This is a genomic window from Saccharopolyspora oryzae (assembly GCF_027853915.1).
Lineage (GTDB): Bacteria > Actinomycetota > Actinomycetes > Mycobacteriales > Pseudonocardiaceae > Saccharopolyspora > Saccharopolyspora oryzae.
Map to the genome: position 1 here is coordinate 1 of NZ_JAQGLA010000136.1, position 11,724 is coordinate 11,724.

The 11,724-nt window shown below is 71.7% G+C and carries 10 protein-coding genes; 5 read left to right on the forward strand and 5 right to left on the reverse strand.

The window, feature by feature from the left end:
- On the reverse strand, window positions 1-1,209 hold a 1,209-nt coding region (locus OU415_RS36680; RefSeq protein ID WP_270954316.1), incomplete at its 3' end, for a gamma-glutamyltransferase family protein.
- 91 nt (window positions 1,210-1,300) lie between these two features.
- Window positions 1,301-2,881 (reverse strand): putative glycoside hydrolase, encoded by a 1,581-nt coding sequence (locus OU415_RS36685; protein WP_270954317.1) that lies wholly within the window; start codon window positions 2,879-2,881, stop codon window positions 1,301-1,303.
- A 166-nt stretch (window positions 2,882-3,047) separates the two neighbouring features.
- Between OU415_RS36685 and OU415_RS36690 the strand changes: the two genes are divergently transcribed.
- A complete protein-coding gene (locus tag OU415_RS36690) occupies window positions 3,048-4,079 on the forward strand; it encodes a polysaccharide deacetylase family protein (RefSeq protein ID WP_408641988.1) in 1,032 nt (343 codons plus the stop codon).
- Here OU415_RS36690 and OU415_RS36695 read toward each other — a convergent pair.
- A complete protein-coding gene (locus OU415_RS36695; protein WP_270954318.1) occupies window positions 4,067-4,633 on the reverse strand; it encodes a GNAT family N-acetyltransferase in 567 nt (188 codons plus the stop codon). The two genes, OU415_RS36690 and OU415_RS36695, sit on opposite strands and share 13 nt — an antisense overlap.
- A gap of 232 nt (window positions 4,634-4,865) precedes the next feature.
- A complete protein-coding gene (locus OU415_RS36700; RefSeq protein WP_408641987.1) occupies window positions 4,866-6,890 on the reverse strand; it encodes a primosomal protein N' in 2,025 nt (674 codons plus the stop codon).
- Between the two features lie 254 nt (window positions 6,891-7,144).
- Here OU415_RS36700 and lysA point away from each other — a divergent pair, with 254 nt between their 5' ends.
- The 4 genes from lysA (at window position 7,145) to OU415_RS36720 (ending at window position 10,949) form a co-directional block, all read left to right on the forward strand.
- The gene (gene lysA, locus OU415_RS36705; RefSeq protein ID WP_270954321.1) at window positions 7,145-8,464 is read left to right on the forward strand and encodes a diaminopimelate decarboxylase; all 1,320 of its coding nucleotides are present in this window, start codon (window positions 7,145-7,147) and stop codon (window positions 8,462-8,464) included.
- A 110-nt stretch (window positions 8,465-8,574) separates the two neighbouring features.
- Window positions 8,575-9,588, forward strand: a complete 1,014-nt coding sequence (locus OU415_RS36710) for a LacI family DNA-binding transcriptional regulator (protein ID WP_270954322.1) — start codon at window positions 8,575-8,577, stop codon at window positions 9,586-9,588.
- Window positions 9,589-9,681: 93 nt separating this feature from the next.
- On the forward strand, window positions 9,682-10,404 hold the full coding sequence (locus OU415_RS36715; RefSeq protein WP_270954323.1) for an SDR family oxidoreductase: 723 nt from the start codon (window positions 9,682-9,684) through the stop codon (window positions 10,402-10,404).
- 86 nt (window positions 10,405-10,490) lie between these two features.
- Window positions 10,491-10,949, forward strand: coding sequence for a tRNA (cytidine(34)-2'-O)-methyltransferase (locus tag OU415_RS36720; protein WP_270954324.1), 459 nt, complete (start codon window positions 10,491-10,493; stop codon window positions 10,947-10,949).
- Here the strand turns inward: OU415_RS36720 and OU415_RS36725 are convergent.
- Window positions 10,946-11,620, reverse strand: coding sequence for a YwaF family protein (locus OU415_RS36725; protein WP_270954325.1), 675 nt, complete (start codon window positions 11,618-11,620; stop codon window positions 10,946-10,948). The genes OU415_RS36720 and OU415_RS36725 overlap by 4 nt on opposite strands.
- Window positions 11,621-11,724: the final 104 nt, after the last annotated feature.

Below are 11,724 nucleotides of genomic sequence, written 5' to 3' on the forward strand. Positions count from 1 at the left end.
GTAGGGCCCGCCGCCGTCGGTGGGGCGGCTCTGGCTCTCCTGCGGCAGCTTCGGGTCGGCCGCCTTCAGCGGGGTCGGCAGCACCGCGTCGTCGCTGATCAGGCAGGCTCGGGAGTCCGCGAAACCCTGGTCGAGCAGCGCCTCGGTGGGCACCTCGCTGAACTTCGGGTCGCCGACCCAGCGGTTGCGGTCCGCGAAGCCGATCTTGCTGGCTTCCAGGTACCGGTGCAGGTACTGGGTCTTGTCGGCCGCCGACAGGTCGCTGCTCTCGAGGATGTTGAGCGCCTCGCCGACGGTCGTGCCGCCGGAGCTGCCCGGCGCCATGCCGTACACGTCGAGGCCGCGGTAGGACACGTGGGTCGGGTCCTGCTCGAAGGCGCGGTAGGCGCTCAGGTCCTCGGCGGTCATGTCGCCGGGGCGGGCCTTGATCTTCGCGGCCGGGTCGACCGGCGGCTGGTTGACGGTGCGGACCACGTCCGCACCGATCTCACCGTTGTAGAGCACGTCCGCGCCGCGCTTGCCCAGCTCGCGGTAGGTCGCGGCGAGGTCGGGGTTGCGCAGCACGCTGCCGACCTCGGGCAGCTTCCCGCCCGGCAGGAACAGGTCGCGGGTGGCCGGGAACGCGCGGAAGCGCTCCTCGTTGTCCGCGGTCTGCTTCCGGAAGGTCTCGTCGACGACGAAGCCCTTGCTGGCCAGCTGCTCGGCCGGGCTCAGCACCTCGGCGAGGTCCTTGCTGCCCCACTTCTGCAGCGCGTTCTGCCAGGTCATCGGGGTGCCGGGCACGCCGACGCCGAGGCCGCTGGTGACCGCCTCGTCGAACGGGATCGGCTTGCCGTCCTCCAGGAACAGGTTCTCGTCGGCGCTGGCGGGCGCGGTCTCCCGACCGTCGATCGTCTCGACCTCGCCGGTCTTGGCGTCGTAGTGCACGAAGTACCCGCCGCCGCCGAACCCCGCGGAGTAGGGCTCGGTCACGCCGAGCGCGGCAGCGACCGCGACCGCGGCGTCGGTGGCGTTGCCGCCGCGGCGGAGCACGTCGATGCCGGCCTGGGTCGCGTTCGGGTCGACGCTGGACACCGCGCCGCCGTAACCGACCGCTTCGGCTTGCTTCGGTGGTTCCGGCGGTCCGCCGGGGGCCGCTTGCGCCATCGGTGCGATCAGCGCACCGGACGCGAGCACGGCGAGGGTGAGCCGGGCAGGCCTCGCGGGCATTGCTACCTCCAAGATCGATACCCCGCCAACAATGCACAGCGGCTCTCCCGAGGACAACACCCATTTCGCCCAACGACAAAAGCGCGTTCGCTCAGCGCGGGGCCAGCGCCTCCCCGTGGTAGCGGCAGTTCGGGGCCCAGAGCAGGAAGGAGTTCATGCCGTTGTCCCGCGCAGCACCGATCTGCGCCGCCACCTCCGGAGTGCCGTAGCTCACGCCGAGGCTGAAGTCCTGCAGCCACGGGATGATCTGGACGTCGGTGCCCTGGACCGCTTTGGCGAACTCGGCCAGCGAGCGCGCCACGATGTCGTAGGGCTGGCCGTTGGGGTTGGGCACGTCGAACTCCCCGGCCGCCCAGTGCGACGGGTAGACCATCGGCGAGATGTAGTCGACGTGCTGCGCGATCTGGCGGATGTCCTGGGCGATCTCGGTCGGGCGGTTCACCGAGATGCCGAACACCGACGCGCCGAGCAGCGCCCCGCGCGAGCGGACCTCCGGCTGGGTCTGGCGCAGGAAGTCGGCGATCGCCGCCTCCGGGGTGGTGGTCAGCCCCGGGATGCGCATCTGGTCCAGGTGCCCGTCGGGCCGGCGCACGTAGTCGTAGAGGATGTCGTCGAAGCCCAGGCCGGCGGCTTCGGCCGCGATGTCGATGTTGTAGCGGACCACGGTCGGATCGGCGAAGTTGGTGAAGGCGTAGCCGCCGTAACCACCGCTCCAGGGCTGGCCACCGGCGGTTTGCACGACCCGTTCCGGGTGCCCGCCGTTCCAGGACGCCGCGCCCAGCACCGGGTCCTTGAACGCGACCAGCCGGCCGACCACCCGCACCCCCATGCCGTGCAGCTGGTCGAGCACCTGGCGGGCGTTGTAGTAGCCCTTGACCGCGCCGATCTGCTGCGCCATCGGGACCGCCGAGTCGTAGACCACTTCCCCGCTCTCGTCCTTGATGTCGAGCTCGACGGTGTCGATCTGGCCCCGTCTCGCCAGGTCCAGGACCGGTTCGCGCAGCGAGTCGCTGGTCCAGGCCAGGCCGGTCAGGTGCACCGCGCGCATCCCCGGGTGTCTGATGTGGACGGTCAGGGCCCGCTCGGTGCGGTTGCCCGCGGCGTCGGTGGCCACCACCGGGACCTCCCGGTCCGGCCGGTCGACGACCGCGCTGAACCCGCCCTGCGGGTCGGGCACCACGGGTTTCCCGGCGACCAGGACCTCGGTGGCACCTTGCGCGGTCCCCGCGACGGTGACCGGCGTGTTCGGCTCGTCGGCGCGCAGCGAGTCGTCGACCTGCAGCGCAGGTGGCGTGTTGTCCACTGTGAACTCACGACTGGTGCTGGATGCACCGATCCAGCCGGGCACCTCGACGCGCAGTTCGTGGTTGCCGTCGGCCAGCCCGACCCCCGACACCTGGTAGACGCCTTGCGCACGGCTCACCGGCACCTCGCGGCCGTCCAGCAGCACTCGCACGTCATCGGCGCCCGAGCGGATCTGAATCGCGCCCACGACGTTCGACGCGACCGGACGATCTTCCGGTAACCCGCCGATCTCGACGTCCTCTGTGGACATCATCCGGGCCAGCAGCACCCCGATCAGCAGGACCAGCGCGGCACCTATCCCGACCACGACGAACCTGGGAACCTCGGCCAGCATCGCCCGCGCACGGGCGGTTGCGGCATCCGTCATCGCTTTCGCCTCCCCGACTAGGCGAACTCGCGCGGCTGCACGAAACTCGTGCTCTTCCAAGCAGAATTCTCTGCTCCCACCACCCTCCCAGCCGGGGCGCGGCAGATCAATTAACCACTTGGAGTATCCCCAAGCCGCGAAACCGGAACCTACGGTTGGTGGCGTGCTGCCAGCTGTGCGCGCCGGACGCGCTGTCGCCGCGGTGACGGCGGTGCTGCTCGCGGCCCTGAGCGGCTGCAGCACACCCCCACCACCGCCACCGCTCCAGATGGCCGAGCTCCCGCCTCCTCCGCCACCACCACCGCCCCCGCCGACGCCGGAGTCGGTGGGCGCCAACGAGCTGGGCGACGTCCCGGTGCTGATGTACCACCGGATCACCACCACTCCCACCAGCGTCTACGACCGGACGCCGGAGGACTTCCGGGCGGAGCTGGAAAGGCTGGCGGCGGAGGACTACGTCCCGGTGACCGCCACCGAGTACGCCACCGGGCAGTTCGACATCCCGGCCGGTGCGCATCCGGTGGTGCTCACCTTCGACGACGGATCGACCAGCCAGTTCACATTGGACGGTTCGGGCGAGCCGGCGCCGGGCACGGCGATCCGCATCCTGCTCGACGTGGCGGCCGCGCACCCGGGGTTCCGCCCGGTGGCGACCTGCTACGTCTTCAACCCGCCGTTCGAGGAACCCACCGGCCGCCGCAGCCTCACCTGGTTGCACCAGCACGGTTTCGAGATCGGCAACCACACCCTCGACCACCCGAACCTCGGCCGGATCTCGGGTGCTGAAGCGCAGCGGCAGATCGCCGGCATGCAGCGGATCATCACCGATGCGGTGCCAGGCGTGCAGGTCCGGTCGATCGCGCTCCCGCTGGGCGCGCACCCGGACGACGAGCGGCTGGCCGCCGACGGGTCGGCCGACGGGACGACCTACCACCACGACAGCGTCCTGCTGGTCGGCTCCAACCCGGCGCATTCGCCCTGGTCAGCGGACTTCGACCCGGCCAACGTGCCGCGCATCCGCTCCCAAGCGGCCAACGGCGAGGACGCCCAGTTCGGCTCCACGGCCTGGCTGGACAAGCTGGCCGCCGACCCGGCCCGCCGCTACACCTCCGACGGCGACCCGAACCGGATCTCGGCCCCGGCGAGCTACTCCGCGCAACCCGCGGCGGCGGTGGCCGAACGCGTCTACCGGTACTGAGCCAGCCATTCCTCGCGGGTCATCTCGTACTCGGCGTCGCCGTGCTCGGAGCCGTCGAGGGGCGGGCCCGGCCAGTCCTTGAAGAACGTCCGCACGTACCGCATCCCGGCCTTCTCCAGCACCCGCCGCGAACCCCCGTTGACGGTCATCGCCTGCGCGAAGATCCGCCGCAGCCCGAAGTCGCCGAACCCCTTGCCGAGCAACGCGATCGAGCCCTCGGTGGCGTACCCCTTGCCCCAGGCGAACTGGTGGAACCGGTACCCGAGCTCGGCCTCGTCCAACGGCCCGCCGTCCTCCGGGTGCAGCATGAACACCCCGACGAACCGCCCGGTCCCCCGCTCCACCGCGGCCCACTTCCCGAGCCCGCCGAACTTCTCGTAGTACGACAGGTACCTGGGCAGCAGCTCCTCGGCGACCTCGGTCCGCGTCGGTGCCGGACCGCCGAAGATGTAGCGCATCACGAGCGGATCCCCGTTGAGCTCCACGAGCAGGTCGACGTCATCCGGACGGAACGTCCGCAACACCAACCGCTCGGTCTCCAAGAAAGTCCCCACCCCCCCGATCCCACCAACCCACCGAACCTCAGCGCAACGCATTTTCGCTCGCAAGGGTGCTAGTCGAGGACACAAACGTGCTGGTCGCGGTGTCGGTCGTCAACATGACCGATGTCGGACCGGCCACCGGTACAGCTCTTCGTGCGACGAGAGCCCGGGGACCGGTCGTGAGTGTTTTGGGTTGTTATAGCGACCCAAAACGCTCACGACACCGTGCGTCGGGGGATTGGGGCTAGAGCATTTCCAGGGGGTCGAGGCGGACCTGGAGTTCGGCTGCCTTGCGGGCTGCTCGGATCGCTTGGGCTGCGTGGAGGGAGGTTGCCAGGGCTCGGCCTTCGGTCCGGTCCACTCGGACGATCAGGCGTTCTCGCTCGGAGTTGCCGTCCTCGTCGACTTCGCCGAGCGGGACCGGGCCGAGGATTTCCGCCGTGGGCGGCAGGTCCGCCGAGTCGAGCAGCGCTTCGATCGCGTCCGGGGTTCCGTCGACGGCCGCGACCCGTCGCGCCGGGGGGAAGCCGAGTTCGGCGCGCTCGGCGAGTTCCAGCGAAGCGAACCAGGACGGGTCCCAGCGCACCAGGGCCTGGACCGGTTGCAGCGACGAGTCGGCCATGACGACCACCCGGCCGCCGTCCCGGGCCGGGCGCACCAGGGCCGCCGCGTCGAACCACAAGCGCAGCGTCGTCTCGGCCGCGCGCAGCTCCGGCCGGGCCAGCAGCGTCCGGCCGTCCAGCAGCAGCGCTGCGCCGTAGCCGCCTTCTGCCACCGGCTCGGCCCCGGGTGTGCACACGACCAGCGCGGGCTTGGCCGGGACCGTGGCCAGCACCTCGCCCGCACCGGAGGTCCGCACCGTCACGTTGCTGAACGCGCGCCCCATCTCCTCCGCGGTCCGACCAGCACCGACGGCGATCGCGCGCAGCCGCCGCGAGCCGCAGTTCGCGCACTTGAACGCCGCTTCCGCGGCTCCGCACCAGCTGCACGCCGCCGGCTTCGGCACGCCGCCTTCGCTGCCTCCCGGCAGCGCCAGCGGCCCGGCGCAGCGCCTGCAGCGCGCCCGCTCGCGGCAGTCGCCGCACGCGAGCGCCGGCACGTAGCCGCGCCGCGGCACCTGCACCAGCACCGGCGCTCCCGCGCCCAACGCGGCTCGCGCCGCTTCGAAGGCCACCGACGGCAGTCGCGCTGCGCGCGCCGCCGGGTCGCGGGCCAGCTGCGTGTCGTCCTCGCCGATGGCGGTCACTCGCGGCGCGGCCGCTCGCACTTCGGTGCGGTGCGCGACGAGTTCGTGCGCCCAGCCGGATTCGGCGAGCAGAGCGGCTTCCGCGGTGCGGGCGAAGCCGCCGACCAGCAGCGCCGCGCCCGCCGCGTGCGCGCGTTGGGTGAGCACGTCGCGGGTGTGCGGGTAGGGCGTTTGGGGGTAGCTGTGCAGGTCGTCGCCGTCGTCCCACACCGCGGCGAAGCCCAGGTCGTGCACCGGTGCGAACATCGCCGCCCGCGTTCCGACCACCACGCGGGCCGCGCCGCGCAGGACCGACAGCCACCGCCGGTAGCGCTCGGCGGGGGCGATCTCGGCGGCGAGGGCGACGACGTCGTCGCCGACCAGGGCGGTGCAGGCGTCCTGCACCCGTTGCAGGTCGCGGTGGTCCGGGACGACGATCAGCGCACCGCGCCCGGCGGAGGCCGCGGTGGCGGCGGCTTCGGCGAGGCGGGCGGGCCAGTCCTCCCCGGGCAGCGCCTGCCAGACCGCGCGGGCCGAACGGCCGGCGTGCACGGCGTCCAAAAAGGACGGTCCGTGCTGGTAGCGGGCCCAGCTCGCGGCCTCCGGTCGCGGCGGGGTCGGGCCGGGTTCGCTCGGGGCCTTCTTCTCCGCTCCGGCGTGCCGGGGCGGGATGGCCAGGCGCACCACGTCGGTGAGCATGCCGCCGTAGCGGGTGGCCACCGCCCGGGCCATCTCCAGCAGCTCCGGCGTCAGCACCGGCTCGGGCGAGGACACCCGCTCGACCCAGGACAGGGCGCCCTTGAAGTCGGTGGTCTCGTTGCGCTCCAGCAGGTAGCCGTCGACCAGCTTGCCGCGGAAGCGCACCCGCACCCGGCAGCCGGGCACCGCGTCGGCGTCGAGCCGGTCGGGCACCTGGTAGTCGAACGGCCGGTCCAGGTGCACGGGAAGCGGGACGTCGACCAGCACGCGGGCCACCGGTCGGTGTTGCGCAGCGGTCCGCTCCTCCGTCGCCCCCTTCCGCTTCCGGGGTGTTGCACCTGCCATACGTCTTCTCTACCAGAAGCCCCGGACCAGGCCGTCAACAGCACATCAGGACGTGCGGGCGGCGTGTCAGGACCGCGCCCGGACCCTGGTCCGCCCGTCCCGACCCGGCGTAGTCCTGGAAGCCCCCAGCGCGGAGAACCGATAGCTGCTCAACCGCACCTCGGGGGCCGTGACGCGAACCAGCCACGAGAAACCGCAGAACACGAGATCAATCCCGAACGCAACCCACACCGAGGAGAGGCGGGACAGACCCGATGACATTGGCCGAACTGCTGCCGACCTACCGCCGGAGCCTGCCCGAGAAGCTGCCCGCCGCGATCTGGCCGGACGCGGCCGAGGCGATGCCCTCCGGCGACGTGGCGGTGAGCGGTGTCTCGCTCACCGAGGTCGCCGAACGCTTCGGCACCCCGAGCTACGTGCTGGACGTGCAGACCGTCCGCTACCGGTGCCGCGCCTACCGCGCGCTGGACGCCGAGATCGCCTACGCGGGCAAGGCGTTCCTGTGCCGGCGGATGGCCCGGCTGATCGCCGAGGAAGGCCTGTCGCTCGACGTCTGCTCGGGCGGGGAGCTCGCCACCGCCGCGGCCGCCGGCTTCCCCGCCGAGCGGATCTTGTTGCACGGCAACGCGAAAACCGATCTCGAGCTGCGGGCCGCGGCGCGCGCCGGGGTCGGCCGGGTGGTGATCGACTCGGTGGCGGAGGTCGACCGGCTGGTCGGTCCGCAGGACGTCCTGGTCCGGGTGACGCCGGGCATCGACGGGCACACCCACCGGGCCGTGGCCACCGGCGTCGAGGACCAGAAGTTCGGCTCGTCCCTGGCCGGTGGGCAAGCGGCGGCGGTCGTGGCCCGGGTGCTCTCCCGTCCCGAGCTGCGGCTGGTGGGGCTGCACTGCCACCTGGGCTCGCAGATCGCCGGGGTCACCGGGTACGAGGAGGCGGTGCGGCGCCTCGTGGCCTTCCTCGCCGACATCGCGGTTCGGCACGGGGTCGCGTTGCCGCAGCTCAACCTCGGTGGCGGGCATGCGGTGGCCTACCGCCCCGGCGACGCCTCGTTCAACCTGTCCGGCTTCGCCGCCCGCATCCCCCGCGTGCTGGGTTTCGAATGCCGGAAGCACGGTCTCGTGCCGCCGCGCCTGACGTTGGAGCCGGGTCGGGCGATCGTGGCGCGAGCCGGGGTGACGCTGTACCGGGTGGTGACCGTGAAGCACACCAGCACCCGGACCTACGTCGCCGTGGACGGCGGCTTCAGCGACAACCCGCGCCCCGAGCTGTACGACTCGCGCTACACCGCGCGCCTGGTCGGCCGGGCAGGTGACGTGCAGAAGCGCTCGATGCGCGTGGTCGGACGCCACTGCGAAGCCGGTGACGTGCTGATCCCCGACGTGCAGCTGCCGTCCGACATCCGCGCCGGCGATCTCCTCGCGGTCCCGTGCACCGGCGCCTACCACCACTCGATGGCCTCGACCTACAACCTCGTCCCCCGTCCCCCGGTGCTGGCGATCGACGACGGCGCGGTCGAGGCCTGGATCCGCCGCGAAACCGAAGCCGACCTCCTCCACCGCGACATCGCCTGACCGTCGTGAGCGCGCACGCGGGCTGGAGCACGCCTGCGCACCCACGACGGGGTTCCGGGCTCGGGTGGGGCGTAATAGCCTGAGCGGCGGTTCGAAGGTGAGGAGATGCGATGGCGGGACCCATCCGGCCGACGATCGCTGACGTCGCGCGGGCGGCCGGGGTGTCGCGCACGACCGTGTCGCACGCGCTCAACGGCATCGGCAAGGTCGATCCGCGGACGCGGGAGCGGGTTGCCCAGGCCGCCGCCGAGCTCGGCTACCGCCCGAGCCTGCGCGCGCAGCGGCTGCGCAGCGGCCAGTCGCGGACCATCGGCCTGGTGTCGTCGATGCCGGTCGCGGTGGGCGGCGGCCCGTCCAAGCTGGGCTTCTTCATGGAGGTCGCGGCCGCGGCGGCCGAGACCGCGCTGCTGCACGGGTTCGCGCTGGTGGTGGTGCCGCCGCTGGACTCCTCCGACCCGCCGCTGGACTCGCTGGACATCGACGGCGCGATCGTCATCGAACCGGACCAGGACGACCCGACGACCAAGCGCCTGCAGTCCCGCGGTGTGCCGATCGTGACCATGGGCCCGCAGCAGGGCATGGACCTGCCGCACGTCGACCTGCGCGCACCGCAGGTCGGCCGCCTGCTGCTGGACCACCTGCGCGAGCAGGGCGCGGACCGGATCGCCCTGCTCATGGGCAGCGGGCATCGCAGCTGGTACGTGGACCTGGCGGAGGTCTACGCGGAGTTCGCGCGCGAGCACGGCATGCCGCCGCTGGTCGTCGAGGCCGACGAGTCGGGCGGCGAGGAAACCGGGCAGGCCGCGTGCGAGGAGCTGCTGGCGCAGCACCCCGAGGTCGACGCGATCTGCGCGGCGGTGGACGCCTTCGCCATCGGCGCAGTGCGCGCAGCGGCGGTGCGCGGGCTCGACATCCCGGGGGACCTGCAGGTGGCGACCCGCTACGACGGCGTCCGGGCCCGCACCAGCACCCCGACCTTGACCGCGGTGGACCTGCACCTGGCGCAAGCGGCGTCGAGCGCGGTCGAACTCCTGCTGGCGAACCTGAAGGGCACCGAGGCCGCCCAGGTCGTGAGCAACCCCGACCCGCGACTGGTCCCCCGCGACTCCACCCGCACCCGCTGACTCGTGAGCGCTTCGGGGCGCTATGGCACCTCGAACCACTCACGAGACGAATTCCGGACCGGTTCCCGCCGCAATTGCCGAGACGATCGGCGCATGGCACTTCACGGCAGGACAGCGGTCGTCACCGGAGGATCCCGCGGCATAGGGCGGGCGATCGTGCAGCGCTTGGCAGCCGACGGGGCGACCGTGCTGTTCAGCTACGTCCGCGACGAAGCCGCCGCCGACGCGCTCAGCGCCAGCACGGGAGCTCGGGCCGAACAGGTCGACGTCGGTGAAACCGACCAGGTGGCAAGGCTTTTCGCGGTCGCCGACGAGCACCTCGGCGAGCTGGACATCGTGGTCAACAACGCCGGGATCCCGGGCAGCACGCCGCTGCTGGACACCTCCGAGGCCGAGTACGACCGGATCATGGCCGTCAACGCCAAGGGCACCTTCCTGGCGGTGCAACAGGCGGCGCGGCGGATGCGCAGCGGTGGGCGGATCATCAACATCTCCACGATGAGCACCGTTTGGGCCGGTCCCGGCGAATCCGCTTACGCCGCGAGCAAAGCCGCGGTCGAGCAGCTCACGCGGGTCGCGGCGAAGGAGCTGGGCGCGCGCGGGATCACCGTCAACGCGGTCTCGCCCGGCCCCACCGACACCGACCTGCTGCGCGGCGCGGTCGGCTCGGAAGCCATCGCGGCGACCGAGCACATGACTCCTCTGGGCAGGCTCGGACGGCCCGCGGACATCGCCGACGTGGTCGCGTTCCTAGCCGGCCCGGACGCGCGGTGGGTGACCGGTCAGAACATCCGCGCCACCGGAGGCCTGGTCTGAGCCCGGCTGCCACGAGTTGATCTCGTCGCACCAACGGTTTTCCGCCCCGGAGTGCCGCCGGGTGTGCCGGTGTGAAACGATTTCGGGTGTTTCACGTCGTCTTCTACCACCCGGAGATCCCCGGCAACGCGGGCAACGCGATCCGCATGGCGGCCGGCTCCGGATGCGCCCTGCACCTGATCGAACCGCTCGGGTTCTCCGTGGAAGACGCGAAGCTGCGCAGAGCCGGTCTCGACTACCACGACCGGGCCGCCCTGCACGTCCACCCGGACCTCGACTCGGCGTGGCGGGCGCTGCAGCCGGAACGGATCTTCGCCTTCAGCTCGAAGGCGGAGCGCTCCTACGAAACGGTCGACTACCGGCCCGGTGACGTCCTGCTGTTCGGCCCGGAATCCACCGGCCTGCCCGACGAGGTCCTCGACGACGCGACGATGCAGGTGCGCATCCCCATGCTGCCCGGCATCCGCTCGATGAACCTCGCCAACTCGGCCGCGGTCGCGGTCTACGAGGCCTGGCGGCAGCAGGGCTTCGCCATGGGCGCCTAAGCGCGCTCGTTCCGGGTCCACGGCCAGGTCAGCAGCGCCCAGGCGACCATCCCGACGACCGCCGCCACGGCCAGGTACCAGGGCCAACCGCCCATCAAGTCGAGCAGCGACGGATTGTTCGGCTTCCGGCTCACGAAGCCGTAGTTCGTGCCCGCCCAGGCGTTGAAGACCAGCATCGCCGCAGCCCACACCACCGTCACCACCACCGCGAACCGGTAGCCGCGCCAGTCCGGGCGCACCCCGACGCCCCAGGTCAGGAACGCCGCGGCCCAGAGCACCAGCAGGTGCTGGCCCCAGAACTGGATGAACGGCAACGACGGGAAGTCCGGCGCGTCCAGGGCCGGCGTGATCATCGCCTGCGGCGTCAGCGTCAACCCCCAGTAGTAGAGGAGCGCGCACGCCAGCGGCTGCCGCGTCCACAGCGCGAAGGCGCTGACCATCCACGCGAGGCCGCACAGGTGCAGCGGCAGGGAATCACCGATGTTCCACTGGGAGGGCAGCATCCCGTAGATCACCAGCGGCACGTCGAACGCCACGACCACCACGGCGAAGACCCGCGCGACCAGCGTGATCGTCCCGGCCTCACGACACCGGCGTCCGAGCACGACGACGGCAACGGCCCCGACCACGATCAGCGCCATCAGCACCAAGTGCGACGGGCCGTAAGGCACGAACCGACCCCCACCAGCCCCCACACCCCAACCCTAAGCGCCCCCACCCCGGCCAACGAGGTCCGCAAATTCAATGGAACTCAGACCTCCAATTTCCATTGAAT